This is a genomic window from Pseudonocardia yunnanensis (assembly GCF_039534065.1).
GTDB classification, from domain to species: domain Bacteria; phylum Actinomycetota; class Actinomycetes; order Mycobacteriales; family Pseudonocardiaceae; genus Pseudonocardia; species Pseudonocardia yunnanensis.
In genome coordinates this window covers 188361-214656 of record NZ_BAAAUS010000013.1, presented here as the reverse complement: position 1 = coordinate 214656, position 26296 = coordinate 188361, and the positions used below count along the sequence as shown (strand labels likewise).

At 73.0% G+C, this 26296-nt stretch carries 25 protein-coding genes; 10 read left to right on the top strand and 15 right to left on the bottom strand.

Features of this window, described 5'->3' with window-relative positions:
* The first annotated feature begins 56 nt into the window (after positions 1-56).
* The 4 genes from ABD743_RS14795 (at position 57) to ABD743_RS14780 (ending at position 4055) form a co-directional block, all read left to right on the top strand.
* Complete coding sequence (locus ABD743_RS14795) at positions 57-1619, top strand: FAD-dependent oxidoreductase (protein ID WP_344722617.1); 1563 nt, start codon at positions 57-59, stop codon at positions 1617-1619.
* Positions 1616-3208 carry a bifunctional 3'-5' exonuclease/DNA polymerase gene (locus ABD743_RS14790; protein ID WP_344722616.1) on the top strand — a complete coding sequence of 531 codons (1593 nt, stop codon included), beginning with the start codon at positions 1616-1618 and terminating at the stop codon, positions 3206-3208. The genes ABD743_RS14795 and ABD743_RS14790 overlap by 4 nt, the downstream gene beginning before the upstream one ends.
* An 86-nt stretch (positions 3209-3294) precedes the next feature.
* Positions 3295-3624, top strand: a complete 330-nt coding sequence (locus ABD743_RS14785; protein WP_344722615.1) for an ArsR/SmtB family transcription factor — start codon at positions 3295-3297, stop codon at positions 3622-3624.
* A complete protein-coding gene (locus ABD743_RS14780; RefSeq protein WP_344722614.1) occupies positions 3621-4055 on the top strand; it encodes an SRPBCC family protein in 435 nt (144 codons plus the stop codon). The genes ABD743_RS14785 and ABD743_RS14780 overlap by 4 nt, the downstream gene beginning before the upstream one ends.
* Here the strand turns inward: ABD743_RS14780 and ABD743_RS14775 are convergent.
* Positions 4030-4626, bottom strand: a complete 597-nt coding sequence (locus tag ABD743_RS14775) for a TetR/AcrR family transcriptional regulator (protein WP_344722613.1) — start codon at positions 4624-4626, stop codon at positions 4030-4032. The genes ABD743_RS14780 and ABD743_RS14775 overlap by 26 nt on opposite strands.
* Between ABD743_RS14775 and ABD743_RS14770 the strand changes: the two genes are divergently transcribed.
* Entirely contained in the window at positions 4565-5854 is a 1290-nt protein-coding gene (locus ABD743_RS14770) for an FAD-dependent oxidoreductase (RefSeq protein ID WP_344722612.1), read from the top strand. The genes ABD743_RS14775 and ABD743_RS14770 overlap by 62 nt on opposite strands.
* Before the next feature lie 17 nt (positions 5855-5871).
* Here the strand turns inward: ABD743_RS14770 and ABD743_RS14765 are convergent, their stop codons facing one another.
* The 3 genes from ABD743_RS14765 to ABD743_RS14755 form a co-directional block, all read right to left on the bottom strand.
* Entirely contained in the window at positions 5872-6744 is an 873-nt protein-coding gene (locus ABD743_RS14765; protein ID WP_344722611.1) for an SGNH/GDSL hydrolase family protein, read from the bottom strand.
* A 111-nt stretch (positions 6745-6855) separates the two neighbouring features.
* Positions 6856-8076: an RNA polymerase sigma factor gene (locus ABD743_RS14760; protein WP_344722803.1), complete on the bottom strand. Its 1221-nt coding sequence runs from the start codon at positions 8074-8076 to the stop codon at positions 6856-6858.
* A gap of 11 nt (positions 8077-8087) precedes the next feature.
* Complete coding sequence (locus ABD743_RS14755) at positions 8088-8411, bottom strand: YciI family protein (RefSeq protein WP_344722610.1); 324 nt, start codon at positions 8409-8411, stop codon at positions 8088-8090.
* Between the two features lie 128 nt (positions 8412-8539).
* Between ABD743_RS14755 and ABD743_RS14750 the strand changes: the two genes are divergently transcribed.
* Positions 8540-10066, top strand: a complete 1527-nt coding sequence (locus tag ABD743_RS14750; RefSeq protein WP_344722609.1) for a bifunctional 3-(3-hydroxy-phenyl)propionate/3-hydroxycinnamic acid hydroxylase — start codon at positions 8540-8542, stop codon at positions 10064-10066.
* Positions 10067-10090: 24 nt separating this feature from the next.
* On the opposite strand, the gene ABD743_RS14745 is transcribed toward ABD743_RS14750, so the two are convergent.
* Both ABD743_RS14745 and ABD743_RS14740 read right to left on the bottom strand, forming a co-directional pair.
* Positions 10091-11164, bottom strand: a complete 1074-nt coding sequence (locus tag ABD743_RS14745; protein ID WP_344722608.1) for a type III polyketide synthase — start codon at positions 11162-11164, stop codon at positions 10091-10093.
* A gap of 29 nt (positions 11165-11193) precedes the next feature.
* Positions 11194-11925 carry a methyltransferase domain-containing protein gene (locus ABD743_RS14740; RefSeq protein WP_344722607.1) on the bottom strand — a complete coding sequence of 244 codons (732 nt, stop codon included), beginning with the start codon at positions 11923-11925 and terminating at the stop codon, positions 11194-11196.
* 21 nt (positions 11926-11946) lie between these two features.
* Here ABD743_RS14740 and ABD743_RS14735 point away from each other — a divergent pair, with 21 nt between their 5' ends.
* The gene (locus tag ABD743_RS14735; protein WP_344722606.1) at positions 11947-12822 is read left to right on the top strand and encodes a UbiA family prenyltransferase; all 876 of its coding nucleotides are present in this window, start codon (positions 11947-11949) and stop codon (positions 12820-12822) included.
* Here ABD743_RS14735 and ABD743_RS14730 read toward each other — a convergent pair.
* A complete protein-coding gene (locus tag ABD743_RS14730; protein ID WP_344722802.1) occupies positions 12803-13927 on the bottom strand; it encodes a geranylgeranyl reductase family protein in 1125 nt (374 codons plus the stop codon). The genes ABD743_RS14735 and ABD743_RS14730 overlap by 20 nt on opposite strands.
* Before the next feature lie 127 nt (positions 13928-14054).
* Here ABD743_RS14730 and ABD743_RS14725 point away from each other — a divergent pair, with 127 nt between their 5' ends.
* The gene (locus ABD743_RS14725; RefSeq protein WP_344722605.1) at positions 14055-14510 is read left to right on the top strand and encodes a pyridoxamine 5'-phosphate oxidase family protein; all 456 of its coding nucleotides are present in this window, start codon (positions 14055-14057) and stop codon (positions 14508-14510) included.
* 7 nt (positions 14511-14517) lie between these two features.
* On the opposite strand, the gene ABD743_RS14720 is transcribed toward ABD743_RS14725, so the two are convergent.
* The 5 genes from ABD743_RS14720 to ABD743_RS14700 all read right to left on the bottom strand — a co-directional run bounded on the left by ABD743_RS14720 (position 14518) and on the right by ABD743_RS14700 (position 19730).
* The gene (locus ABD743_RS14720; protein WP_344722604.1) at positions 14518-14895 is read right to left on the bottom strand and encodes a hypothetical protein; all 378 of its coding nucleotides are present in this window, start codon (positions 14893-14895) and stop codon (positions 14518-14520) included.
* 33 nt (positions 14896-14928) lie between these two features.
* On the bottom strand, positions 14929-15723 hold the full coding sequence (locus ABD743_RS14715) for an SDR family NAD(P)-dependent oxidoreductase (RefSeq protein WP_344722801.1): 795 nt from the start codon (positions 15721-15723) through the stop codon (positions 14929-14931).
* 46 nt (positions 15724-15769) lie between these two features.
* Positions 15770-17437 (bottom strand): protein kinase domain-containing protein, encoded by a 1668-nt coding sequence (locus ABD743_RS14710; RefSeq protein WP_344722603.1) that lies wholly within the window; start codon positions 17435-17437, stop codon positions 15770-15772.
* 104 nt (positions 17438-17541) lie between these two features.
* Positions 17542-18561: an acyl-CoA dehydrogenase family protein gene (locus ABD743_RS14705; RefSeq protein ID WP_344722602.1), complete on the bottom strand. Its 1020-nt coding sequence runs from the start codon at positions 18559-18561 to the stop codon at positions 17542-17544.
* Complete coding sequence (locus tag ABD743_RS14700; RefSeq protein ID WP_344722601.1) at positions 18558-19730, bottom strand: acyl-CoA dehydrogenase family protein; 1173 nt, start codon at positions 19728-19730, stop codon at positions 18558-18560. Before ABD743_RS14700 ends, ABD743_RS14705 begins: the two co-directional genes overlap by 4 nt.
* Before the next feature lie 182 nt (positions 19731-19912).
* Here ABD743_RS14700 and ABD743_RS14695 point away from each other — a divergent pair, with 182 nt between their 5' ends.
* Both ABD743_RS14695 and ABD743_RS14690 read left to right on the top strand, forming a co-directional pair.
* Positions 19913-20770 (top strand): helix-turn-helix transcriptional regulator, encoded by an 858-nt coding sequence (locus ABD743_RS14695; RefSeq protein WP_344722600.1) that lies wholly within the window; start codon positions 19913-19915, stop codon positions 20768-20770.
* A gap of 76 nt (positions 20771-20846) precedes the next feature.
* The gene (locus ABD743_RS14690) at positions 20847-22340 is read left to right on the top strand and encodes an NAD-dependent succinate-semialdehyde dehydrogenase (protein WP_344722599.1); all 1494 of its coding nucleotides are present in this window, start codon (positions 20847-20849) and stop codon (positions 22338-22340) included.
* 76 nt (positions 22341-22416) lie between these two features.
* Here ABD743_RS14690 and ABD743_RS14685 read toward each other — a convergent pair whose 3' ends face one another.
* Genes ABD743_RS14685 through ABD743_RS14675 form a run of 3 tightly spaced genes read right to left on the bottom strand, consistent with a single transcriptional unit; the run spans position 22417 to position 26290 of the window.
* Positions 22417-22878, bottom strand: a complete 462-nt coding sequence (locus tag ABD743_RS14685; RefSeq protein ID WP_344722598.1) for a hypothetical protein — start codon at positions 22876-22878, stop codon at positions 22417-22419.
* Between the two features lie 2 nt (positions 22879-22880).
* On the bottom strand, positions 22881-24833 hold the full coding sequence (locus ABD743_RS14680; RefSeq protein WP_344722597.1) for a hypothetical protein: 1953 nt from the start codon (positions 24831-24833) through the stop codon (positions 22881-22883).
* Positions 24830-26290 (bottom strand): lipopolysaccharide biosynthesis protein, encoded by a 1461-nt coding sequence (locus ABD743_RS14675; RefSeq protein ID WP_344722596.1) that lies wholly within the window; start codon positions 26288-26290, stop codon positions 24830-24832. The genes ABD743_RS14680 and ABD743_RS14675 overlap by 4 nt, the downstream gene beginning before the upstream one ends.
* Positions 26291-26296 lie beyond the last annotated feature (6 nt).

Below are 26296 nucleotides of genomic sequence, written 5' to 3'. Positions count from 1 at the left end.
TCGCCACGTCCCGGCGCATTCCGGGCACTGTCGGTGGCGGCACATAAGGTCACGCCGTGAACCGAGAGCTGACCACTCGGGCCGCTCCGCTGCGGATGCGTCCGCGGGTGGTTGTGCCCGCCGACACGCGTCTTCCACGCGACGCCCCGGCCGGCACCGAGGCGGTGATCGTCGGCGGAGGGGTGGCCGGAGTCACAGCCGCGGTCGTGCTCGCCGAACGCGGCGTGTCGGTCACGCTGCTGGAGGCCGCACCCACGCTCGGCGGCCGCCTCGGCGCGTGGCCCCACACCCTGCCCGACGGCACGGAGCAGGTGGTCGAGCACGGTTTCCACGCCTTCTTCCGCCACTACTACACGTGGCGCTCGGTGCTGCGCCGGATCGACCCGGAGCTGAGCTTCCTGCGCCCGGTCAGCGGCTATCCGGTGATCTCCCGGGAGCACCCGCCCGAGCAGCTCACGGGCCTTCCCGGGGCGCCCCCGCTCAACCTGATCACGCTGTTCGCCCGCTCCCCCAGCCTGGGCCTGCGCGATCTCCTCGGCTCCCGGCAGGCGCTGGCCGCCGAGCTGCTCGCCTACGACCGCGACCGCACCACGGCGCTGTTCGATGCCGTACCGGCAGCGGAGTTCCTGGCCGGGCTGCGGATGTCCGACCGCGCGCTGGCGATGCTCTTCGAGGCGTTCGCGCGGTCGTTCTTCGCCGAGCCGGAGGCGCTGTCCACGGCCGAGCTGATCGCGATGTTCCACTACTACTTCCTCGGCAACCCCGAGGGCATCGCCTTCGACGCGCCCGCCACCGACCATCTCACCTGCATCTGGGAGCCGCTGCAGGCTCTGCTGGAGAAGCGCGGCGCGCAGGTCCGCACGTCCACCGCGGCGAGCGCGCTCGTTCCGGCCGACGGCCACCGCTGGCGCGTCGAGCTCTCCGACGGTTCCACGCTCGACACCCGCCACCTGGTGCTGGCCGTGCACCCGGGCGCCCTGCGGAGCCTGCTCGCGGCGTCACCGCGCGCCGCCGAGGTCGCTCCGCGGCTCGCGAGGAAGGCGGCCGCGCTCCCCCTGGCCCCGCCGTTCGCCGTCACCCGACTCTGGCTCGGCTCCGACGTCGCACCCGAACGTCCCGTGTTCAACGCGGTGAGCCGGGAACCCACGCTCGACTCGATCACCGTCTACTCCCGGCTGGAGCAGCCGTGCGCCGAGTGGGCGGCACGCACCGGTGGGGCGGTGCTGGAGCTGCACTCCTACGCCTGCTCCGCCCCCGACGCCCACACGGCCACCGCTCGCATGCGCGCCGAGCTCGCCGCGCTGTGGCCGGAGACGCGCGACGCCACTGTGGTACACCTCCAGCAGCGGTTCGAGGCCACAGCCCCCACCTTCCCGCCGGGCGGTGCCGGCACAAGGCCCACGGTCAGCGGAGACGGCAGAGGAATCCGGGTGGCGGGCGACTTCGTGGACACGCCCTTCCTCACCGGCCTCATGGAGCGTGCATCGGCGTCGGGCGTGCTGGCGGCCAACGACGTGCTCGCCGAGGTCGGCGCCGGTCCGGAGGAGATCCTGAGCGTGCCGCAGCGCGGGTTGCTCGCCGGGCTGCTGCCCCGCCGCTCCGCCGCATGGCGCCGATGAGGATCGCGCTCGACCCCGGGTCACGCGACGGCCCGGCCCGGATCCAGCGGCTCGACCACGACGGTGCGCCGCTCGGATCCCCGGAGACGCTCGGGCCGCTGGCCCGCGTCGCCGACCTGGAGCGTGACAACGCGCCGCGGTGGGTGGTCGCGCGGGCCCGCACCTACCGGCGGCTGCTCGCCGCCGGGGTGCAGGTGGCGCGCGCCCACGACGTCGAGCTGGTGGAAGGGCTTCTCGTAGGAGCGGCAGGCCGCTTCGGAGACCCGCACGGGCTCGCAGCGGCCGTCGACCGGCTCCATGGGCGCACGCCCGAGCCCGACCGGCCCGACGCGGACGACGGGCCACCGGCCTTGTTCGAGACCGCGGCGGCCACCGACGAGCTGGCCGACCTGGTGGCCGTTCATGCAACGCAGCAGCAGGCACTCGCCGCGGCCACGCCGGGAATGCGGCTGCTGGCCGCCGCGGAATCCGCCGGGATGCTCGTGGCCGAGGAGATGACCTGCCACGGGCTCCCGTGGCGGGCCGACGTGCACGACCGGCTGCTCACCGATCTGCTCGGCCCCCGCCCCGTTCTCGGTGGCCGGCCGCCGAAGGTGCAAGCGCTGGCCGACGAGGTGGTCGCCGCCTTCGGTGGCCGCCCGCTCAACCCCGACTCACCTGCCGAGGTGATGCGCGCCTTCGCCCGGGTCGGCCACGAGCTGCAGACCACCCGGTCATGGGAGCTGCGGCAGATCGAGCACCCGGCCGTGGAGCCTCTACTCGCGTACAAGGAACTCGCCAGGCTGCACTCCGCGCACGGATGGTCGTGGCTGCGCAGCTGGGTCGACGGCGGCCGGTTCCGGCCCGAGTACGTGGTCGGCGGTGTCGTGTCCGGCCGCTGGGCCACCCGCGGTGGGGGTGCTCTGCAGATCCCGCGTGCCCTTCGCCCGGCCGTGCGCGCCGATCCGGGATGGCGCCTGGTTGCGGCCGACGCCGCCCAGCTCGAGCCCCGCGTGCTGGCGGCGCTGTCGGGGGACCATGCGCTCGCCCCCGGCGAGGACGACCTGTACTCCGCACTCTCGGTCCGCGAGTTCGGCGGCGACCGCGCCACGGCCAAGCTCGCGCTGCTCTCGGCGATGTACGGACAGACCTCCGGCGGTGCCGGCGCGTTGCTGGCCACTCTGCGCAAGCGGTTCCCGGCGGCGATGGCCTACGTCGAGGACGCCGCGAAAGCGGGCGAGGAGGGCAGGCTCGTGCGCTCGCATCTCGGGCGCACCTGCCCGCCTGCGCGGCCGGGCCACGAGCAACCGGCCGCGGCACGGGCCCGCGGCCGGTTCACCCGCAACTTCGTCGTGCAGGCCACCGCGGCCGAGTGGGCGCTCGTGTTGCTGGCCGAGCTGCGGCTGTCGCTCCGTGCGGCCGGGAGCCCGGCGCAGCTGGTGTTCTTCCAGCACGACGAGGTGCTGCTGCACGTCCCTGCCGAGGCCGCCGAGGAGACCGCGGCAGCCGTCCGCGCGGCGGCGAACACGGCCGGCCGCCGGCTCTTCGGCGCGGCGCCGGTGCAGTTCCCGATGCACCCGCGGATCGTCGAGAGCTACGACGAACGCTGATCCACGCCCGTCGGGCGGCCGGCAAGCCACGGAATGCTCAACCGAACGGTTGACGATTCTTCGCCGAGATCTCTATATTCAACCGAGTGGTTGAACGACTCGACGCGGTCTTCCACGCCCTCGCGGATCCGACGCGCCGGGCGATGGTGCGGCGGCTCGCGGAGGGCGAGCAGACGGTCAGCGAGCTGGCCTCGCCCTATCCGATCTCTCTCGCGGCCGCGTCGAAGCACGTCAAGGTGCTGGAGCGGGCCGGGCTGGTGCGCCGCACCGTGCACGGCAGGCGGCACGTGTGCCGCCTGGATCCCGCACCGCTCGCCGCAGCCACCCACCACCTGCGGTTCTACGAGCAGTTCTGGACCGACCGGCTGGACGCCCTCGAAGCGTTCGTCACCACGCCCACGGAGGAAGCCCGATGACCCTCGTCCCGCACACTGTCTCCGTCTCCCGCATCATCGCGGCGAGCGCTGCCACGCTCTACGCCGCGTGGACCGAGCCCGACCAGATGCGCCGTTGGTACGCCACGGTGGTCGACGCCGACGTGCGGGTCGGCGGTCGCTACCGCATCGAGCTGCACGAGGCCGACGGCAGCGTCAACGGCTTCGTCGGTGAGTACCTGACGCTCGAACCCCACTCCCGGATCGCGTTCACCTTCACCCACCACTCGCAGACGCCCGCGGACCAGATCAGCGACGAGACGGTGACCGTCACGTTCCACGAGGTCGCGCCGGGCCGCACCGAGGTCACGATCACCAACAGCTGGACCGGTCCCGAGTTCGAGCCCTCGTACTACGACACGCTCCGAGAGGGCTGGGAGGAGTGGATCAGCCGCCTGGAGAAGATCTTCTGAGCCCGACCCCGGGCTGAGCCCGCAACGCCCGCTCCAGCGCCGTGCGCAACCAGGCGGTCAGCGCCGGCTCATCCTGCTGGCCCCGCACCAGTGCGGTGAGGATCAGTCCGTCGAGCGTGGCGGCGAGCTCATCGGCCGACCGGTCGGGCTCCGTCGCCCCGAGGGGTCGCACCAGGTCCGCGGTCAGGCGACGGATCGTGTCTCCGCCTCGCTGCAGCTCGGCACGCAGGTGGTCATCACGCACGGCCGCGAGGGTCAGCTCGTAACGAGCCAGGGTGCGGTACCGCTCCCGCGTCACCATCGCGACGCAGACGGACGCGAGCGCTGCTGCGAGGCCCGCGACGTCCGTCGCCGCGGACCGCACCTGTGGGAGGTCGACGCGCATGTCGATCTCCAGCAGCCGCTCGACGCACCCGGCGACGAGGGCGGAGCGGCTGCGGAAGTAGTACGAGGTGCTTCCGGGCGGGATTCCGGCGGCGGCGTCGACCGCGCGATGGGTGAGGCCTCGCATGCCCTGCTCCGCCAGCACGTGCAGCGCCGCGTCGAGGATCGCCGTGCGTCGATCACTCAATTCCTCTACCTCATGTAGAACATCATGCGATACGGTCTCTACAAGCGTAGAGGGGCTGCGGATGCACATCGTCGTGGTCGGAGCGGGCCTGGGTGGGCTGGCGGCAGCACTGGCCGTCCACCGGGCGGGACACGAGGTCACAGTGCTCGAACGGGCGCCCGAGCCACGGGAGACCGGCGCCGGAATCGGCCTCCCGCCCAACGGAGTACTGGCGTTGGACGCGCTCGGGCTCGGGGAGCCCGTACGGGCCCGAGCCGTTCCGCTCGACGGTGGCGCTGCCTTGCGTGACCGGCACGGACGCCCCCTGCTCACGACCGACCAGGTCGCCATGGCCGCGCACGTCGGCGCACCGTTCGTGGCCGTGCCCCGGCCGTGGTTGCACGGTCTACTGGCCGAGGCGCTCCCCGCCGGCACTATCCGCACCGGCTGCGCGGTCACCGCGGTGCGCGAGGTGGGGGCGCACGTCGAGCTCGATGGCTCGGCGGATCTGCGGGCGGACGCCGTCGTGGTCGCGGACGGGGCCGGGAGTCGGCTCCGGAGGGCCCTGTTCCCAGGACATCCCGGCCTCGCCGGTTCCGGCGAGAAGGCCGCGCGGGCCATCGCCGCCGTGACTCCGGCGAACGTGCCGATGGTGGCCGGCGAGTTGCTCGACCACCGCACCGGTGACCGGTTCGGCTGCCTCCCGATGGCCGAGGGGGTCTACTGGTACTCGGCCTGGCGGGCGAGCGCGGAGGACGGAGCCCCGATCGCCACGGCGGACGAACAGCACCGATGGCTGCGCAGCCGCCGAGCCGACTGGCACCCGAGCGTCACAGCGCTCATCGACGCGACCCCGCCCGAGGGCGTGCACGTGGTGGAGACGGCGCAGCTGGCACGGCCGCTTCCTGTGTTCGCCATCGGGCGGGTCGCTCTGCTCGGCGACGCGGCCCACGCGATGACCCCCGACCTCGGGCAGGGCGCCTGCCAGGCGTTCGAGGACGCTGTGGCCATCGGGAACGAGCTCGCCGGAGCAGACCCCACCGACGTGCCCGACGTCCTGCTCGCCTACTCCGCCCGGCGGCACCGTCGTACGGGCGAGCTGCAGCGAGCCGCCCGCCGGGTGAACCGGGTGCTCCGGCTCACCGGCGCCCGAGCCCGCCTACGGGACACGGTGCTGCGATGCGTCCCGCAGGCTTTCGCCACGCGGGCGCTGGCAGCGCAGTTCCGGTTCGACGCCGAGCCCGGATGACCCTGGTCCGACGCGCATCAGATGTCCACGACCGGCACGGAGCGCCCGGCCAGCGTCTCGATCACCGCGGTGGCCATCGCCGACATGCCCAGCGCGTTGGGGTGCACCGGCGCGGCCGGAGCCGTGGGGATCAGGCCCTCGATCCACTTGGTCCCCGGCAGCGTGCACACATCGTGGCCGATGAAGGGGGTGTAGGTGTCGATGTACTCGACACCCGCGTCCTCGGCTTCGTCGGCGAGCATCTCGTTGAGCCGCTTCTCGGTCTCCCGCAGGTAGGCCACGTCCCCCGGGCTGAACGGGATGGCCGGAAAGCAGCCCGGGCCGGAGTCGGGGAGGATCGCCGGGTAGCCGACGACGAGCACGCGTGCGTCGGGAGAGCGCTCCTCGATCTCGTCCAGGGCCGCGGCGATCTTCGGCGCCGTGGCGTCGATCCGCTCCGCGAGCTCGTCATTGCCGTCTTCCGTGTAGAAGTCGCGGCACGCGGCTCCGGCAGGCGCCAGCGGGGAGCGCGTGGCGCACTCGCTGATGATCGAGCCGAAGCCGATGTCGTTGCCACCGATCGTGACCGTCACGAGTCCGGTGTCCTCCGACAAGGCGTCGAACTGCGGATCGTTCACCCCCGGCTTCACGGTCTGGGGCGCCGTGAGGTGCTCTGTGCTGGCCGCGCTGCAGGTCACGTCCCGGAAGTCGGGTAGCGCGAGGACGCCCGCGACGATCGCCGGGTAGTTCCGGGTGGAGCGCTGACACCCGGCGGGCTCCCCGGTCTGCACCGGGATCACGGGACCCGCCGCGTAGGAGTCGCCGAGTGCGACGTAGCTGGGCGCCCCCTCACTCTCCGACGGGGCAGGCTCGGCATCCGCGACCGCAGGTGCGGCCGCCCCCGCTGCCATGACAGCAGCCAGAACCAGCGGCAGGGCCCAGCGGCGGGCGTGATGGCGCACGCTGCGCCAACGACGACGAAGCGATCACGTTACGGCGGGTCGCACCAACGGTCATCTCTGTCACTCGCTCAGGCGGGCCGCACGGTCCTCGAGGTAGCGCTGCTCCGGCACGCTCGTGGTCCGGCGGGCGGCCTCCCGGTAGGCAGCCAGGGCCGCCACGAGGTCCCCGGCCATCTCCAGCAGGTGTGCACGGACCACCGGCACGCGGTGGTGCCGCGCGACCCGGTCGTCGGAGTCGAGCGTGGCGAGCAGGTCCAGACCGGCCTGCGGCCCGTCCACCATCGCCACGGCGACGGCGCGGTTGAGCGTGACGATCGGGCTCGGGGCCACCACGTCGAGCACCCGGTAGAGCGCGGCGACCTGCGGCCAGTCGGTGTCCTCCGCGCGCTTCGCCTCGGCGTGCACCGCCGCGATCGCGGCCTGCAGTTGGTAGGGCCCGACCGGCCCATGCGCGAGTGTGGCGCTGATCAGCTCCACCCCCTCCGAGATGAGGGCGCCGTCCCAGGAGTCGCGGTCCTGCTCGGCCAGCGGCACGAGGGCGCCGTCGGACCGGGTGCGGGCGAAGCGGCGTGCCTCCGTGATCAGCATCAGGGCGAGCAGCCCGGCGACCTCGCCGTCGTCGGGCAGGAGCCGCAGCAACCGGCGGGCCAACCGGATCGCCTCGCGGGTGAGCTCGGGGCGTTGCAGGTCAGGGCCGGAGGTGGCCGTGTACCCCTCGTTGAACACCAGGTAGAGCACGTGCAGCACAGCACCGAGTCGCTGTCGCCGCTCGGCTTCGGCCGGGGCGGCGAACTCCACGCCTGTGACCGCGCGTTTGGCACGGCTGATCCGCTGGGCCATCGTCGCCTCGGGCACCAGGAACGCGCTGGCGATCTGGGCGGTGGCCAGTCCGCCGACGGCCCGCAACGTGAGCGCGACCTGCGACGGGGGCGACAGCACCGGGTGGCAGCACAGGAACAGCAGGGTGAGCGTGTCGTCGTGGGCGGTCTGGTCGACGTCGGCGGCTGCCGCCGTCTCCTCCGGCCCGGCCAACGCTGCCGCGGTGGTCTCGCGGCGCCTGCGTGCGCTCTCGCTGCGCCACTGATCGGCCAGCCGCCGGGCTGCCACGGTGATCAACCAGCCACGCGGGTTGTCCGGCACCCCCTCGGCGGGCCACTGCACGGTGGCGGCGAGCAAGGCATCCTGCACGGCGTCCTCGCACGCGTCGAACTGGCCGTGCCGCCGCACCAGCGTGGCGAGGACCTGCGACGCCAGCGGGCGCAGCAGCTCACCCATCTCCATGCGCGGGTCGCTCACATCTCCATCCCGGCGGGGTCCATCAACGGGCGGACCTCGACCGCGGCCGTGTCCGCTCCCCGGAGCAGCGCGGCGAGTTCGAGAGCCCGGTCCAGGGTCTCGCAGTCGACCAGCCAGTAGCCCATCAGCTGCTCCCGTGCGTCGGCGAAGGGACCGTCGGTCGTCTCCGCCGCCCCGTCGCGCACCCGGAGTGTGCGGGCCAGACCGGGATCGGACAGTGGCGCCCCGGCGACCCACTCTCCCGTCTCCGGGATCTCCTGCAGCAGCGGGTCCCGGGCGTGCGGGCCCGGGACACCGTAGGTCAGCAGCATGTACTTCATCTGGGTGCTCCTCGTCGCCGTGCTCCTACCTGGACGTCGGATCCGCGCGACCGTTCTCGACACCGTCATCCCGCTCAGATATGCACGGGCGGCCCGACGCTGGCAGGGTCCATACCGAGGTGAGAGCCGTGGAGCGGGAACAGCCGGGCGCCGGGCAGGTGCTGATCGTCGGCGCTGGCCCCACCGGACTCACTGCCGCCCTCCTGCTGGCCCGGCTCGGAGTGTCCTGCACCGTCCTGGAACGGCGGGCCGGGATCCATCCACTGCCACGCGCCGTGCATCTCGACGACGAGGGGGCGCGGATCCTGCAGCGGGCCGGCATCGGTGACGCGTTCGCCCGGATCAGCATCCCGGCGGCAGGCCTGCGGCTGCTCGACGCCCGGCTGCGGCCTTTCGCGGAGTTCCGCCACGACCGGCCCGTCGGCGTACACGGTCACCCCGAGTCCAACCTGTTCCATCAGCCGGATCTCGAGCGCCTGCTGCGTGACGAGCTGGCCCGCCAACCACTGGCCCGGCTGCGCGAGTGCGCCGAAGTCACGGGCGTGAGCCTGCCTGCCGGACGTCCCGGCAGCGTGCTCGTGCACCTCACCGACGCACGCACCGGAGCCCGCGAGCAGCTCAGCGCGGCGGCGGTGCTCGGCTGCGACGGCGCCGGCAGCACCGTCCGCGACGCCATCGGTGCCCGGCTTCGTGACCTGCGGTTCACCGAGCGGTGGTTCGTCCTCGACGCCCGTTCGGACCGGCCGCTGCCCACCTGGGGTGGGGTCGACCAGATCTGCGACCCGCGCCGCGCGGCGACGTTCCTCCCGCTGCCCGGCGACCGGTACCGGTGGGAGTTCCGGATGCGGCCCGGCGAGACCGCGGAGCAACTGATGCGCCCGGAGCGGATCGCCACACTCACCACACGGTGGACGAGGCGGGCCGGCGGCCTCGATGTACTGCGGGCCGGCGAGTACACGTTCCGTGCGCGGATCGCCGACCGGTGGCGGCGCGGGCGGGTGCTGCTGCTCGGTGACGCCGCGCACCTGACGCCCCCGTTCATCGGCCAGGGCCTCGGCGCCGGGCTGCGCGATGCCCACAACCTCGCCTGGAAGCTCGCCGCCGTGCTGGACGGCGGCGACGAGGACACGCTGCTCGACAGCTACCAGGCCGAGCGCGGGCCACACGCCGAGGCGGTGATCCATGGTGCGGTCCTGGTCGGTCGCGCCATGACCGGTGGCCAGGACCTCGCGGCCGCGCTGCGCCGCCCGGTGGCCGGCCTGCTCCTGCGGATACCGGGCGTGCGGACGGCCGCGCAGCGCGGGATCGCGACGCGCTACGACCCGGGGCCCCTCGTCGAACGCCGCCGGCACCGCCGGGATCTGTCCGGGACCCCCTGCCCGCAACCGACCGTCCGGGTGGACGGACGTCCGGTACGGCTCGACGAGGTCCTCGGCGACGGCTACGCACTCCTCGCCACCGGCTGCGTGCCACGTTCGGCCCAGGCCAGGGCACGCCGACTCGGTGCCCGGACGCTGCGACTCGGCCCCGGCCCGCACGCCGGCGAGGTGACGATCGAGGACGGCGAGGAGCTGCTCGCCTGGCTGGAGCGCGCCCGGGCGTCAACCGCCCTGCTGCGCCCCGACCGCATCGTGCTGGCGACAACCCCCCGCTGACCCCCGCGAGTCGTCGCCACGTGCTCAGCCTTGCCGCAGCAGCGCGACGTACAGCGTCAGACCAGGCCCGAACGCCATGGCCACGACGGCCCGCCCCGCTCGTGAACGACCGGCGGCGCGCAGCGCGTCGAGCACGAGGAGAACGGTGGCCGACGAGCAGTTGCCGCGTTCGGCGAGCACCGCCTTCGAGGCGTCCAACGCATCCGCGGGGAGGGCGAGCTGCTCGGCGACCGTGCTCAGGATCCGCGGCCCACCCGGATGCACGGCCCATCCGTCCACGTCCTCCGTGGTCAGCCTGTGCCGCCCGAGCAACTCCGACACCATGGCGCGCACGTGCCGGGCGAGCACCCGCGGCACCTCGGGCGAGAGCCCCATGCGGAAACCCAGGTCGGTGACCTCCCAGGTCATGTGGTCGGCGGTCGCCGCGTCGGTGAGCGCGGCGATCTCGAGGACCTCCAACCCTCGCCGTGCCCCCGGTGCGTCCGGCAGCACGACGATCGCGGCGGCGGCGTCGCCGAACAACGCGTGGGAGACGACCTGGCCGAGATCGATCCGGCCGTGGTCGTCGGCGGGCGGCTGCACGTGCAGCGACGTGAGCTCCAGGCACAGCACGACGGCGGGCTTGTTGCGGGCGACGACGTAGTCGCCTGCCGCGCCGAGGGCGGGGATCGCCGCGTAGCAGCCCATGTGCCCGATGAACAACCGCTGCACGTCGGGCGCCATCCCGAGGTCGGCGGCCACGCGGATGTCCAGCCCGGGCGTGACGTATCCGGTGCACGAGGCCACCACGAACAAGCCCACCTCGTCGGGCGCGAGGCCCGCGTCGGCCAGCGCCGCGGCCACGGCCTCCTTGCCCAGCGGGACCGCCTCGCTGACATAGCGCCGCATCCGCTCGCCCGTCGACCACAGCGATACGTCCTCGTCCGCCGGGTTCACCGCGGCGTGCCGGCGCTGCACCCCGGCGCTGCGGAAGATTCGTTCCGCCATCCGGTCACCCGCGAAGTGGCGCGCGAAGAACCCGTCCCACATCTCGGTCTGGCGGAGGGCGCCGCCGGGCACGGCGGCGCCGAAGCCCGCGATGAACCCCGATCCGCTCACGGCGTCGACTCCCCGCCTAGCCCGGGGCGTCAAGCCCGCCTCCCGACGGCCTGGAACAGCACAGCGGTGGTCGGCACCGCGACCATGGCCACCGTGTCGGCCCGGCCGGTGAGCCAGCGGGCGAGCCCGGACAGCGACGGACGGATTCCGCGCAGCTGCAACGTCACACCGTGGCGTGCGCACTCCCGCACGAGAAGGCCGCGGTCGACGAACAGGGCCGGATCGTGGATGCCGGGTGGCGCCGCGCCGGGTATGCGTTCGGCCAGCGTCACGGCGATGAACCGGCCCAAGGCTGTGGCAGCCAGGGTGTCGATCACGAGCAGACCGCCCGGACGCAGCAGCCGGCAGGCCTCACGCACGGCGGCCGGCAGGTCGGGCACGTGCTCGAGGATCTCCCCCGCCGCGACGACGTCCGCGCAACCGTCGGCCAGGGGCACGGCCGTGACGTCCCCACGCACGACGGTGACCCCGTGCGCCGCGGCCTGGACCAGCGCGGACGCGCCGATGTCCACCCCGACATGCCGGTAACCCGCGCCGGCGACGTGCGGGGCGAGCAGACCCGCCCCACAGCCGAGATCGACCAGGACCGCGCCGGGCCGGGTCGCCGGTGGCACCAGCGCGCCGCGTGCGGCCGCGAGCCAGTGGAGCATCGCGAACGGTCCCCGCGGTTGCCACCAATGCTGCGCGAGGTCGTCGTACTGCGCCGGATCGTTGCGCGCTAGCTCGCTGGTGCGGTGGTTCCGGAGCGCGGGCACGAGCATCAGGCTGCCAGACTGGGCCGCATGCGGCCTGTCGCCGCGACCACGGTCGCGCTGCTGCGCTCCTCTCACCCTGAGCCCACCGTTGCGGTCACCGTCATGGTCACGGCCCTCGCCGTCACCACGGGGCGCGACCTACCCGGGGTGCTGCTGGTGGCTGCGGCGGTGCTCACCGGGCAACTGTCGATCGGCTGGCTCAACGACCTGCTGGACGCCGAGCGCGACGTCGCCGTCGGGCGCCAGGACAAGCCGGTGGCCGCAGGCGCCGTCACGAGGCGGACCGTGGCGGTGGCCACGCTGCTGGCGGCGGTGGCCTGCCTGCCGCTCTCGCTCGCGTCCGGAATCGCCGCCGGGCTCGTGCACATCGTCGCCGTCGCGGCCGGGTGGGCCTACGACCTGGGGATGAAGTCCACCGCGCTCTCGGTACTGCCCTACCTGGTCTGCTTCGGGCTGCTCCCGGTCTTCGTCGTGCTCGGGCTACCGGGCACGCCGGTGCCGCCGTGGTGGCTCCCCGCGGCGGGCGCGCTGCTCGGCGCCGGTGCGCATTTCGCGAACGTGCTCCCCGACCTCGCCGACGACGCGGCCACCGGTGTGCGCGGGCTGCCCCACCGGATCGGGGTGGTGGGCAGCCAGGTCGCCGCCGCGTTGCTGCTGCTCGCCGCCACGGTGCTGCTCGCACTCAACGCGCCCCTGCCGGCCGTGTTCAGCTGGGGCGTCCCCGTGCTCGCAGTGGTGATCCTCACGGCCGGGTTCCGCGCCGGGCGCCGACCGGGCTCGCGCGCACCGTTTCGTGCGGTGCTCGTGGTGGCCGCTGTCGCAGTGGTGCTGCTGGTGGCGTCGGGCCCTGCGCTGCTCGCCCAGCCGGGGGTCACCGCTGCCGTCAGCCGCGGCCCAGGGTGACGTACGCGGCAGCCACCCGGGCCAGGGCGGTCAGCGGCGCCGTGCCGCGGCCGAGGCCGAGGTCCACAGCGGCGTCGAACACGGACTGGTGGCGGGCGGCAGCGGTGACGGCCGCGTCGAGGAACCGGGCGTTCGACACGAGACGGGAGAGGAAGGCTCCGTGCTGGTGGTGCAGGCCGAAGGAGCGCGTCATGGCGCGCCGGTGGGCCGCGCCCGCGTCTGCTCCCAGGAGCGCGGCTCGGCCGGCGAGTACCCCGGAGGCAACCGCGTCGAAGATCCCCTCACCCGTCAGGGGGTTGATCATCGCCGCGGCGTCACCGGCCAGCAGTACCCGGCCGTCGGGATGGTGGCGCGGCCCTGTGGAGAGCGGAAGGTGGTGCCCGCGCACGGTCTCCGGGGCGGGCTCGTGTCCGGGCAGCAGCCTGCGCATGGCATCGAGGAGCTCCTGCCGGGATCCCGCTCCACGGCGGTCGAACACCCCGTATCCCACGTTGGATCCGCCGCCGGGGAGCGGGAACGACCAGGCGTAGGCCGGGTAGCGGCCGCGCGCGAACTCGATCACCAGCGCGTCGGGGCGCAGCGTGGTCGGGGCGTAGCCGCGGATTGCGACCGCCGTGGCCGCTGACGGGGTTTCGGGTGCGCCCAGCAGACGACGGACCGTCGAGTTCGCGCCGTCGGCGCCGATCACGACCCGCGCCCTGATGCTCCCGTCGAGCACCACCTCGTCGGCGCGGACGTCGATGCGGCGCACCCGATGGCGGCGCAGCTCCGCGCCGCGCGCGACCGCTGCGGCGACCAGCTCTGCGTCGAACACCGCCCGCGGAATCACCCGGTTGGGACGTGCACAGATGCGCGAGACCAGGCGCCCACCCGGGCTGCGCAGCTGGAGCCGGGGCACAGCGGGACCCAGACTGGCCAGGTTCGGCACACCGAGGGCCTGGAGCAACTCGAGCACCTGGGCGGCGATGCCGTCCCCGCAGGTCTTGTCGCGCGGGAACGCCGCCGCGTCCAGGAGCAGAACACGCGCGTCGGGGCGCAGCTGCAGCACCCGTAGCGCGCTTGCCGACCCGGCCGGTCCGGCGCCGACAACGGCGACGTCGTACATCTCGTCCACCCTGAGGTTCTACCCGAGCCCGCCGAGACCCAACGTGGCCACGTACCCCGTTTCACGCCGGCGAGTCGCCCATTTCCCGTCCGCGAGTCGCCCGTGGCGCTGCGCTAGCGTCCGCGCCATGAAGCAGCAACGGCGCGCCCGCGCGATCGCGATGACGCCGGACGAGGTCGACGCGTTCCTCGCGGAGCAGCGCACCTGCCGGGTGGCCACCGTCGGCAGCACCGGCCCGCACGCCACCCCGCTGTGGTTCGTCTGGCAGGACGGGGCGCTGTGGCTGACCTCACTGTCGCGCAGCCAGCGCTGGACCGATCTGCAGAACGACCCGCGGATCGCGGTCGTCGTCGACGCCGGGGAGGACTACGGCGAGCTGCGCGGGGTGGAGCTGCGCGGGCGGGTGGAGGTGGTGGGCGAGGTGCCCCGCACCGGAGAGCCGCTGCCCGAGCTGGACGGGCCCGAGCAGGCCTTCGCCGACAAGTACAGCGGCGGCACCATCGTCCGCGACGGGCGCCACGCCTGGCTGCGCCTGGTTGCCGAGAAGATCACCAGCTGGGACTTCCGCAAGATCGGCAGCTGAGAAACGATCATCGTCGGGGACGCCGGAGCACCCCGAGCACGAGCACGAGCACGGCGGCGAGCGTGATCTGACCGCCGAGGACGATCCGGTTGACGTCGACGGCGGGGTGCCAGCTCACCTTCCCGTCCGGTGCGACGGAGAAGGCACCCATCGGCCGCGCTATCGCCGCCGCCCCGGTGCTCGCCGCACCCGGTCGCATCGCACCCACGCCACCGCCGGCCCGCACCCGCGCGACCGGCACCAGCGTGGTGCCCGACGCGCTCGTGACCGCTGGGCCGAACACCTGGTCACGCCCCAGCCGATCGGCCACGGCGGCCACGACGTCGGACGACACGGACCGGGCGGGAACGTTCTGGGCGGGGCGAGCAGGAGTCGAGTCGGTCATGCCGCACAGCCTGCCGCTCACCCCGGAACGGGGCTACGGCAGGATCGAGTCGACGTAGCCGCCGTCCACCCGCAGCGCCCCTCCGGTTGTGGCCGAGGCCAGGTCGGAGCTGAGGTAGGCCACCATGTTGGCGATCTCGGACGGCTCGATCAGCCGCTGCAGCAGCGACTGCGGCCGGTTCTCCAGCATGAACCGGCGCTGGAGCTCGTCCCACGGCAGATCCTCGCCCACCATGGTCGCCACGAAGTCCTCGACGCCGGCGGTGTGTGTGGGGCCGGCCAGCACGGAGTTGACGGTGACGCCGGTGCCTGCTGCGGCCTTCGCAAAGCCGCGCGACACGGCCAGCTGTGCCGTCTTCGTCACGCCGTAATGCACCATCTCCACAGGTGTCACCACCGAGGAGTCACTGCTGATGGAAAGCACGCGGCCCCACCTGCGCTCGATCATCCCGGGCAGGTAGGCGCGGGTCAGGCGTACCCCGGCCAGCACGTTCACCTCGAAGTAGCGCCGCCACTCGGCGTCGTCGATCTCCAGCACGGGCCGGGCTTCGAAGATCCCCAGGTTGTTCACCAGCACGTCCACCTGGGGCAGCTCCGCGACGAGCGTCGCGGCCCCTTCCTCGGACGCCACGTCCGCCGCGATGCCGAGCACGTCGGCGCCGGGCACGGCGGCACGCACGCGCTCGACGGCGCCGTTGACGCGTTCCTCGCCTCTCCCGTTGACCGCCACCCGCGCGCCCGCCTCGGCGAGCCGGGTGACGATGGCGTGGCCGATCCCCTGGGTGGAGCCGGTGACCAGTGCCGTTCTCCCGTTGAGGTCGATGTTCATGCCTCGTGCAAGGTTCACGGCTGCGTTTCCCTTCCCGCGCGCCGGGTCAGAACAGCTCGTACGACGCTCTGGCGACGTTGAACCCGTGCCCGGTCCGGGGATTCTCGCAGCGCATGCCGCTCTCCTTGCTCACACAGACCACGTCGCCGAACCGAACGCCCTGCCCGTAGTCGAGGACGGAGAGGGAGGAGTCGGCCACGGTGTCCCCGACACAGGACAGCTGGCCCTTCCCCGACCCGGCGAGGATCGCGCCGGTGCCGTAGGACTGGGTGCAGTCGGCCGGCGGCGGTGGCACCTCCCACGTGCGCTGGACGACGTCGCAGCGCACGTCGCCGGTGGACATGCGGCACGCGATGTTGCGGCTCGGGGTGGCGAACTGCGCGGATCCCGTGCCGAACCGGTGGTCCGTCTCGCCGTCGATCACCGTGACGTCCGGGTCCGACGATCCGGCCGAGGGCACCGCCGATGCGGTGCTGTCCGGGCCCGCTGCCGCCGGGGCCGCGGCGTCGCCACCGCCGACCGTGAACACCGCGGCCAGTGCGATGCCGGCTCCGGCCAGGGCTGCGACGACGACCGCGGCGATGATGCCCCACTGCCGGCGCGTCAGGCCGCCAGGACCGCGCGCCGGCCGTTCCGGCAGCAGGACGGGGGCTCCGACGAACGTGGACGGCCCGGACCGATCAGGCGTGCGAGGAACGGGGATGGCGCCGCGGGGAACCGGTGACGGCGAAATGGGCGCCGTCTGAGCACGTGCCGGGGCCGGTCCGCCGGATGTCGGAGCCGGCCGCGCTGGTGGCGCGGCCGGGCCGGCCGGTGCCGGGACCGGTACGGGCGACGGCGGCGCGGCCGGTGCCGGGACGGATACGGCCGGAGGCGGCCCGGCCGGCGCCGGTACGTGGGGAACGGGCGCCCGCGCAGCGGGGACGCGTGGCGGCCCGGCCGGTGCCGCCACGGCGGCGGGCGCGGCGGCCGGTTCCGGCTGGTCCAGCTGCCGCAGCAGATCACGCACGCGGGCGGCCGTGGGTCGCGCGGTGGGGTCCTTCGTGAGGCATGCCAGCACGGCGTCGCGCAGGGGCCCGTCGATCGGTCCGAGATCGGGGGCGGTGTGCGAGATGCGGTGCATCACACCGGGAACGGAGTCGGCGGCGAACGGGGAGCGGCCCGTGGCCGCGAAGCCGATCAGCGACCCGAACGAGAAGATGTCGGCGGCCGGTCCGACATCCCGGTGCCCGGCGATCTGCTCCGGTGACAGGAAGTCGGGCCCGGCGATCACGTGGCCCGTGTGGGGCGCCCCCGCGGGGGGTTCGGCGGCCCGGGCGACACCGAAGTCCATCAGCCGCGGCCCGTCCTCGGCCAGCACCACGTTCGACGGCCTGAGGTCCCCGTGCACGAGGCCCGCGCCGTGCAGGGCGACGAGCCCGTCGGCCATCCTGACGGCCAGCGCCACCGTGCCCTGGCGGCTCAGCGGACCGTTCGCCTCCACGTAGGCCTGCAGCGTCGGGCCTTCGACGTAGGCGCTGGCAAGCCACGGTGGGTTGCCGTCGGGGTCGGCGTCCAGCACGGCAGCGGCGAACCACGGCGGCGCCGTGGCCGCGAGCTGCACCTCCCGCCGGAACCGCTCGCGGAACCCGGGCAGGGCCGCGAGCTGCGGATTCACCACTCTCAGCGCCGCGCGCCTGTCACCGTCGTCGACGCCGAGCAGGACACGGCCCATCCCATCTGTCCAGAGTCGGCCCGTTACCCGGTAGCGACCCAGAACGCGGGGGTCGTCCGCTGCGATCTGTTCCATCGCCGGGGCACGCTACCGGGCCCCGTTGATCATGGACGTCCGGTCACCAGCGGCCAGAGTCCCTCGGGTCCGGCGGCCAGTGCGGCCGCTCCGACCTCGGTGTTCCACTCGGCGTCCGAGCCGTCCTCGTCACGCCACGCCCACAGGCGGGTGGTGACGAGCCGCAGGTCGTGCTCGCGGGTGAAACCGATGGCCCCGTGCACCTGGTGCGCGATCCGGGCGACGACACCCGCAGCCTCGCCGGTGCGCGCCTTGGCCGCGGCGACGGCGAACCGCGATGCCGGGTCCGTGAACCCGTCCGCGGTGACCGCTGCAGCAGCGGCGGACGCCGCCGCCGACGCCGCGGCCACCTCGGCCGCCGCCAGGGCCAGCTGCTGCTGAACCGCCTGGAACCGGCCGATGGGGCGGCCGAACTGCACCCGCTCGCCCGCGTAGCGCACAGCGGCGGCGAGTGCACCTCGCGCTGCCCCGGCGAGCAACTGGGCCCGCCCGAGCGCGGCACGCAGCCGGAACTCCTCCGCCGCCCCCTCCGGCACGCCGGCGACGGCATCCGAGGGCACCTCGCCGTCGACGACGACCGCGTCGCGCGGCTCCTCCGCAAGGTTGCTGCCGTCGGTGACGGTGATCTGTTCGGGGCCGAGCAGGACGACGTGGTGCGGGGTCAGCACGGCGATCCCGGCCGCCGCGCGAGCCCACGGCACGCGCTGGAGCGCGCCACGGACCGCCGAACCCTCGACATCCAGCGTTCCGGTCACGGCCGTCAGCGGCCCGGCCGGCACGCCGATGCCTGCGGCGTGCAGCAGCCAGCCCGCCAGCAGATCGGTCTCCACCACGGGCACCCGCGCGGCGTACGCACCGGCCTCGGCCAGCACCACCGCCGCGTCGGAGAAGCTGCCCTCACTCCCGCCCGCGTCGGCCGGCAGGGTCAGCCGGGCGAGTCCGGTGCCCTCGAGGGTCTTCCACAGCTCGGCGTCGAACCCCGTGCCCGCATCCCGCGCGGCGGCGAAGATCGACTCGGCCAGCTCGCGCAGCTCCGAGTTGTCGGTCATCGCAGCCCCATTCCCCGCGCCACGATCCCGCGCAACACCTCGTTGGTCCCACCGCGCAGCGTGAAGCCGGGGGCGTGCAGCACCGCGTCGGCCAGGAGCCGCGCGTAGCCACCCTCGGCACCGGGGTCCGGCGGGGTCGAGACGAGCAGCCGGGCCGTGTCGATCACCTCGTTCTCGTACCGCGTGCCGAGGTCCTTCACCACGGCTGCGGCCAGCTCCGGCGCCTGCCCCGACTCGAGCGAGCCGGCCACGGCCAGCGACATCCGCCGCAGCGTCCACAGACGGCTGACGAGGCCGCCGAGCTCCCGCTGCGGCGTGGACCCACTGGCCAGAAGTTCCCCGACGAGGGCAGTGAGCAGCGGGAACGTCGAGAGGAACCGCTCCGGTCCGCTGCGCTCGAACGCGAGCTCACTGGTGACCTGCCGCCAACCGGCGCCGATCTCACCGAGCACCATGTCGTCGGGCACGAACACGTTGTCGAACACGACCTCGTTGAAATGGTGTGCGCCGGTCAGCAGCGGGATGGGGCGGATCTGCACACCGGGCGAGTCGAGCTCGACGATGAACTGGGACAGCCCCGCGTGCCGGTTCTGCTCGTCACGGGGCGCGGAGCGGGCGAGCGCGAAGAAGGCATGAGCGTGGTGGGCGCCGGACGTCCATACCTTCGTGCCGGTCAGCTCCCACCCACCGCTGACCTGCACGGCCTTCGTGCGCACGGCCGCCAGGTCGGAGCCGGCATCGGGCTCGCTCATCCCGATCCCGAAGTACACCTCGCCCGCCGCGATCCCGGGCAGGAACTTGCGTCGCTGCGTCTCGGTGCCGAACCGCATGAGGCTGGGGCCGATCTGGCGGTCGGCCACCCAGTGCGCGGCCACCGGAGCACCCGCCGCGAGGAGCTCCTCGGTGACCACGTAGCGGTCCAGCGGGGAGGCGCCGTGGCCGCCGTACTCGACCGGGATGGTCATCCCCAGCCAGCCGCGGCGGCCCAGTTCCTTCGTGAATCGCTCGTCCCAGCCCGAGAGCCACACGTCGGCGCGCGGTGTCCACGCTCCTGCGGCCCGCTCCTGCTCGAGGAACGCCCGCACGTCGGCACGCAGTTTTGCCGCGCGCGGCGGGAGGTCGGTCGGGGGCGGCACCAGCGCCGGCAGCCGCGCCATCGTCTCCGTCACCACCCCATCCTGCGACATTCCCCCGATGGCGGCAGTGGTGATCGGGTCACAGATCGGCGACCTGCACGCTTCGCCTCACCGCGGCCGCGTTCCCTCCCGGCCGGAGAAGGTGCCCATGGGCCCGTGCATCCTCGGAGTCACAGGGACAGTCACGTCCGGCCGACCGTGATTAGCCTCGAATCGTGGACAAGGTCAACGCCCTCGGCGAGTACCTGCGCGCCCGACGCGGTCTGGTGCGGCCCGAGGACGTGGGGCTCGTCGCCGGCCGGCGGAGGCGGGTGTCCGGGCTTCGCCGCGAGGAGCTCGCGATGCTGGCAGGTATCAGCTCCGACTACTACCTGCGCCTGGAGCAGGGACGCGACCAGAATCCATCCGCCCAGGTGATCGACGCACTGGCTCGGGCGCTGCTGCTCGACCCGGCCGCGACCGCCCACCTGCACGAGCTGGCCCGCGCGCCCAGCCGCCGCCCGGCGCGCCCGCGAATCGAACGGATACCGACCGGGACCGCCCAGCTCATCGACCAGCTCCCGATGCCCGCGTACGTGTCCGGCAGGTACCTCGACGTGCTGGCCGCCAACGCGCTCGCCCGTGCCCTGTCCCCGAACTTCGCACCCGGCAAGAACTTGTTGCGACAAGTGTTCCTCGATCCCGGTGACCGCGAGCTGCACGTGGACTGGGACCGCGCCACGGCGAGTGTGGTCGGCGGTCTGCGTGCCGCAGCGGGAGCCGACCCCGAAGACCCGAACCTGGCGGCGCTGGTCGGCGAGTTGTCGATGCGCAGCGATCGGTTCCGCAGCCTCTGGGCCCGCGCCGACGTCGGCCATCGCCGGGACGGCACGAGCCACATGCAGCATCCGCAGGTCGGTGAGCTGCATCTGCGCCGCGAGAAGCTCGCCGTCGTCGGCGCCGACGGACAACAGCTCGTCATCTACCACGCCGAGCCCGGCACCGACTCCGCCCGCGCCCTCGCCCTCCTCGGATCCATCGCGGTGACCGACGCACGCGACAGCGCACTCGCGGACGAGGACGCCGCCCGCTGAACCGGCCGCCCGACGCGGAGCAAGGAGGAACATCACGTCGGGTGCGCCCGCCCGTTCGCGGTGAGAGCATCGGGCCATGACGAACTCCGCCCTGACCAGCAACTCGAGTGCAGACGAGGCGCGGGTCGTCGATGCGGTCCCCACCGGCCTGTTCATCGGCGGCTCCTGGCGACCCGCCGCGTCCGGCCGCACCCTGACCGTCGACGACCCGGCCACCGGGAAGGTCCTCTGCGAGGTGGCCGACGCCTCGCCCCAGGACGGGATGGACGCCCTCGCCGCAGCGGTCGCGGCCCAGGCCGCCTTCGCGGCGATGGCACCCCGGGACCGCGGTGAGATCCTGCGCCGCGCCTACGAGCTGATCATGCAGCGCATCGACGACCTCGCCCTCCTCATGACCCTGGAGATGGGCAAGCCGCTCGCCGAGTCACGCGGGGAGATCTCCTACGCGGCGGAGTTCTTCCGATGGTTCGCCGAGGAGGCCGTGCGCATCGACGGCGGGTACGCGGTCGCGCCCAACGGTGCGAGCCGATTCCTCGTGCAGAAGCAGCCGGTCGGTGTGTGCCTGCTCATCACGCCGTGGAACTTCCCGATGGCGATGGGCACCCGCAAGATCGGGCCGGCGATCGCGGCCGGGTGCGCGATGGTGCTCAAGCCCGCAGCCCAGACGCCACTGTCGATGAACGCGCTCGCCGCGATCCTCGCCGAGGCGGGCCTGCCCGACGGCGTGCTGAACATCGTCACCACCTCGGATGCGGGCGGTGTCATGGAGCCCCTGATCCGCGACGGACGGGCGCGCAAGCTCTCCTTCACCGGCTCCACCCAGGTCGGGCGGAAGCTCCTGGAGCAGGCCGCTGAGAAGGTGCTGCGCACGTCCATGGAGCTCGGTGGCAACGCGCCGTTCCTCGTGTTCGAGGACGCGGACCTCGACAAGGCCGTCGAAGGCGCGATGCTCGCCAAGATGCGCAACATGGGCGAGGCCTGCACGGCCGCCAACCGGTTCCTCGTGCACCGTTCCGTCGCCGGGGCGTTCGCCGACCGGCTCGCAGAGCGGATGAGCGCTCTCAACGTCGGCCGCGGCACCGAGGACGGCGTCGACGTCGGGCCGCTGGTCGACGCGAAGGGCCGCGACAAGGTCACCGAGCTCGTCCGTGACGCGCTGGATCGCGGCGCCACCGTGCGCGTGGGCGCCGTGCCGGTGGACGGACCGGGCTACTTCTACCAGCCCACGGTGCTCACCGACGTTCCGCTGCAGGCACGGCTCAGCGCGGAGGAGATCTTCGGGCCGGTGGCCGCGATCAGCGTGTTCGACGACGAGGACGAGGCCGTCGCCGCGGCGAACGACACCGAGTTCGGACTGGTGAGCTACCTGTACACGGAGAACGTGACCCGCGCGCTGCGGGTGTCGGAGCGGCTGGAGGCGGGGATGATCGGCCTCAACACCGGCCTGGTGTCGAACCCTGCGGCCCCGTTCGGCGGGATCAAGCAGTCCGGCCTCGGCCGCGAAGGCGGCAGCGTCGGGATCGAGGAGTTCCTCGAGACGAAGTACGTGGCGATCGGCTTCGGCGGCTAGAAGGTGCTGAGCAACTCGGGCCGGATGGGACCCGGTTGCTCAGCGCTCCTGGCGCCGCCGGCGGGGCTGCGAGAGCTCAGCCCCCCGGCGGTGCTGCGGGGTTGGCAGCCGGAGCTGCCGGTGCGTTCGCGTCGGCCGGTGCGTTCGCGTCGGCCGGTGCGTTCGCGTCGGCCGGCGCGTTGGGATCCGCAGGCGCGTTCGGATCCGCAGGCGCGTTCGGGTCGGTGCCGGTGTCCCCGGAATCGCCGGAATCCCCGGCGTCGGGCCCGTACACCTTCGTGGCCGGGTCGGTGCCGGTGAGGACCGACTCGACCAGCAGCGCACCACCCTGCACCGCGATGAGCGACATCAGCCCGACGAGTACGAGCACCGACGTCGCCGTCAGGAGCTTCACCTTGACAGGAGTGCGTCCCAGCCGGCCCTGGCCGGTCTCCACGACCCACGCCCGCGCCGCCACCACCACGAGGAACAGCGCGAACGTCAGCCAGACCCAGATGTCCTGAGCCGGATTGATGACGAGGTTCTGAGCCAGGATCATGCTCAGCCTCCTGGGGTCGGGGCCGGGGGCGCAGCCGGCACGGTCTTCTTCAGCACGGCGTCGAAACCGTCCTGGTACGTCACCACGTACTGCCCTGAGGCCACCAACTGGCGGATGACCTCGAGAGTCCAGCCGGGCTTCATGCCGTTGAGCACCACGCCCTGCTTCTCCACGGAGGTGAAGGTGATGAGCACGTCCGGGGACTCGGCCTCGATGCAGCGGATCGGGTCGTCCGACAGCTCGGAACATCCCTCGACCACCGAACCCATGCTGTGGGTGTCGATGCCCTCCACGCCGTACGGCCCGACGTTGCCGAGCGGCAGGATCTCCTGCCCCGGTGGAGTCGTCTCGATGGTCTGCCGGGCCAGCGCCACTTCTTGCGGATAGACGACCTGGTAGGCGTCGTTGCCGCCGCGGATCAGGATCAGCAGGGGGAACAATGCCGCCATGCCGATCGCGAGCACGACCTCCCGGGAACGCTTGCGCCGCACGAACGCTCGCAGGGCGTCAGCCCCGAGGATCGCGAGAACGGGGAGACCGTAGAGCACGATCCGCAGGAACACCTCGCCGCCGTAGCCCTGTGCGGCGAACGCCATCGGCACCACCGCAAGCGCGATGGGCACCAGGTCGCGCTTGCGACGCCAGTAGACCCACGCCCCGACGATCGCGAGCATCCAGGTGAGCCCCGGCATGAGGATGCGGAGGTACTTCACCACGACCTGGCCCGTATCGCCGGTGAGCCGGTCTGCGACGCCCGCCTGCAGCGCGTCGCCGGCGTTGTCCGACCCCGTGATCAGGCTGAGCTGGGTGATCCAGAACTCCCGCGCGGAGATCACGAAGTACACCGCGAAAGCGACGACGGCCAGGAGCACCAGCCCGCGCCCCCGGAACCGGCCGACCACGGCCAGCACCACGAGCTGACCGATGATGGCGAACGGGGTGAGCTGGTGCTCGGGGATCACCGCTACCAGGCATAACGCGGCGCAGAAGTAGATCAGTAGCAGCTGACGCGGCGGCAGCGACGGCCTGTTCGGCGGGGTCATCGCCGACACCAGCCAGCGGCGTAGCAGCGGCAGCCGCTTCGACTCGGGATGTGGGAAGGGCCAGCCGGGCACACCGGCCGAGTCGGTGCGGCGGGTGGCCAGCGGGCCGAGCGCGAACGTCAGCACCGTGAGCATCAGCACGATCCCGGTGGCCTGCGGCGAGAAGTAGTCCTGCTCGATCCAGTTCAGCCCGATGAACAGCCACGCGGCGGCCCACGGGGCACGGGAGCCGCCGAGCATCGAGCGGGCCAGCGCGTAGATGCCGATCGCCCACACCGTGACGACGACCGGGGGGAACCAGCGCAACACGCTGTCGAGCTGTTCGACCCCGCCCGCGTCCCGGAAGAACGCCCACTGGGCGAAGAAGGCGGGCCAGTAGAACCGGGCGTCGATCCCGGTGGGCGGGATGCCGTCGTGGGCGAGTGCGTCGGTGAAGCCGGCCAGCAGCCATGCCGTGGTGAACCGAGCCACCGGCTCCACCACGGACGGCATGCCGACCGAACAGAGGATGAGCACACCGGTGGCGGTGGACAGCATCGGGATCCGCGGCCGCGGCGACCACAGCTCTGCCACACAGGCCGCCACCGCACACAGCACCGACGCCCAGGCAGCCGGACCGAGGACCGTGGCCAGGCCCCAGCCGTCCATCGCGCCCAGGTTGGTGGTGGCCGCGGCCACCGGCAGCAACGCCACGGCGGCCAGCGCCAGAATCGGCGAGAGCCAGCGGTAGATCCCCGGCTCGGGCGGAGCGGGCGGAGCCGGCGGCGGACCGCTGCGCGGGCGAGGTGGCTGGGCCTGCAGCATGGTGGTGGGAGCGTCGACGCCGGCGGGCCGCATTGCCGTTGTGGCCTGGTCGACGTCGCTCCGCGGGCGCCTGTCGTCGCCCGTGGAGCGGGTGTCCGTCGAAGTCACGGCCTTGCCACCTCCACATCGAACCGGCGACTCGCCGGCGTGAACATCACGACCACCGCGCAGACGACCTGGACGGCGATGTATCCGATCGCCACGGGGATGAGCGAGGACACCCCGGCACCGGTGACCGGGGTGACGAGGGCTGCCACCACCACCAGGATCGAACTGCTGAGCTGTAGGCGTGCGTAGCTCATGGCCGCGCCGGTCGCCTGCCGCACACCCAGCTCGTGGGCTACGACCAGCCGGAACGCCAGGCCCAGCAGGAGCAGCCGCAGAACGTCGGCACCTTGCGCGTAATCCTCACCGAAGATCAGCAGCAGCGGGTAGGCAAGTGCGGCACCGACCGCCAACATCGGCAGGAAGATCCCGAGCAACCGGCGCCGCGCAGTCGCGGCCAGCTCCCGCACACGGTGTGGCTCCCGGGCCACCGTGACCGCCAGTGAGTTCATGAAGAACATCCCGGCGAGGTCGATCACCGCGATGGCCTGCCACGCGATGAAGAACACGGCGCCGGTCTCCGGCCCGAACCGCAGGTTCACCAGGATCGGCACCTGGTTGTAGAGCAACGCCCCGCCGGCCTGCCCCACCGCCGTGGGAGCGAGGAACGCGATCATCGCGCCCCGGCTCGGGAGCTTGCCGCCCGTGGCTCGTTCGCTGGCGCGACGCGCGAGCACGAAGATCACCAGCGAGCCGACGATGATCCAGACGACGACCGGACCGATCCACGACAGCACGATGCCGAAGGAGCCGAGCGCGAGGGCCCCGCCGAGGAACACCAGCAGGGCGATGCGGACGACCGCGAAGATCGCGTTGCGCCAGACCGCCCACCAGGGCTTGCCGAGCGCCACGAGGAGGAAGTCGTGGACGGGGAACACGCCCCACCCCGCGGAGGCGATCGCGAACAGCAGGAAACCGGCCGCGACCGGCAGGGCCGGGCCCGCCGAGATCGTGGCCAGCCGGGGCGCGAGCAGCGCATACAGGAGCCCGACCAGCCCGGAGAGCGGCATGATCAGCAGCAGGCTGCTCCAGATCAGCTTTGCGGTGCTGCGCCCGGCGGGTGGGATCCACCGCATCATCGCGACACCGAGGTTCAGCTGGGCGGCGCCGCCGACGAGGATGAACGCGGACGCCACGAGCTGCGCGTCGCCGACAGCGGCGGTGGGCAGGATGTGGGCCGCGATCAGCCATCCGATGAAGCCGGCCAGCGACCCCAGCACCGAGCTCAGCGAGAGCGCGAGTCCGTCGCTCAGCCCTCCGTCGCCGCTGTCCTCCTCCGGGGCGACACCCCGGGCGATGCTCGGGATCCGCACGGTGTCGGCAACCACGGAGGGGAGCCGCACGGTTTCGGCGCCCACGGACGGGATCCGGACGGTGGGCGCTGCGGACGGGTCGAGCACCTCGGTCGGCGGATCGGCGCGGGGATCGGGGTGCGTCCGGCCGTCATGATCCGGTCGCACGATCGC

What these genes read in the sequence shown, in the direction of transcription:
- ABD743_RS14790 (WP_344722616.1), top strand. Translation starts at nt 1,616, where the DNA reads ATGAGGATCGCGCTCGACCCCGGGTCACGCGACGGCCCGGCCCGGATC.
- ABD743_RS14780 (WP_344722614.1), top strand. Translation starts at nt 3,621, where the DNA reads ATGACCCTCGTCCCGCACACTGTCTCCGTCTCCCGCATCATCGCGGCG.
- ABD743_RS14770 (WP_344722612.1), top strand. Translation starts at nt 4,565, where the DNA reads ATGCCCTGCTCCGCCAGCACGTGCAGCGCCGCGTCGAGGATCGCCGTG.
- ABD743_RS14765 (WP_344722611.1), bottom strand. Translation starts at nt 6,744, where the DNA reads ATGGCAGCGGGGGCGGCCGCACCTGCGGTCGCGGATGCCGAGCCTGCC.
- ABD743_RS14760 (WP_344722803.1), bottom strand. Translation starts at nt 8,076, where the DNA reads ATGGAGATGGGTGAGCTGCTGCGCCCGCTGGCGTCGCAGGTCCTCGCC.
- ABD743_RS14755 (WP_344722610.1), bottom strand. Translation starts at nt 8,411, where the DNA reads ATGAAGTACATGCTGCTGACCTACGGTGTCCCGGGCCCGCACGCCCGG.
- ABD743_RS14740 (WP_344722607.1), bottom strand. Translation starts at nt 11,925, where the DNA reads ATGCTCGTGCCCGCGCTCCGGAACCACCGCACCAGCGAGCTAGCGCGC.
- ABD743_RS14735 (WP_344722606.1), top strand. Translation starts at nt 11,947, where the DNA reads ATGCGGCCTGTCGCCGCGACCACGGTCGCGCTGCTGCGCTCCTCTCAC.
- ABD743_RS14730 (WP_344722802.1), bottom strand. Translation starts at nt 13,927, where the DNA reads ATGTACGACGTCGCCGTTGTCGGCGCCGGACCGGCCGGGTCGGCAAGC.
- ABD743_RS14725 (WP_344722605.1), top strand. Translation starts at nt 14,055, where the DNA reads ATGAAGCAGCAACGGCGCGCCCGCGCGATCGCGATGACGCCGGACGAG.
- ABD743_RS14720 (WP_344722604.1), bottom strand. Translation starts at nt 14,895, where the DNA reads ATGACCGACTCGACTCCTGCTCGCCCCGCCCAGAACGTTCCCGCCCGG.
- ABD743_RS14715 (WP_344722801.1), bottom strand. Translation starts at nt 15,723, where the DNA reads ATGAACATCGACCTCAACGGGAGAACGGCACTGGTCACCGGCTCCACC.
- ABD743_RS14710 (WP_344722603.1), bottom strand. Translation starts at nt 17,437, where the DNA reads ATGGGCCGTGTCCTGCTCGGCGTCGACGACGGTGACAGGCGCGCGGCG.
- ABD743_RS14705 (WP_344722602.1), bottom strand. Translation starts at nt 18,561, where the DNA reads ATGACCGACAACTCGGAGCTGCGCGAGCTGGCCGAGTCGATCTTCGCC.
- ABD743_RS14690 (WP_344722599.1), top strand. Translation starts at nt 20,847, where the DNA reads ATGACGAACTCCGCCCTGACCAGCAACTCGAGTGCAGACGAGGCGCGG.
- ABD743_RS14685 (WP_344722598.1), bottom strand. Translation starts at nt 22,878, where the DNA reads ATGATCCTGGCTCAGAACCTCGTCATCAATCCGGCTCAGGACATCTGG.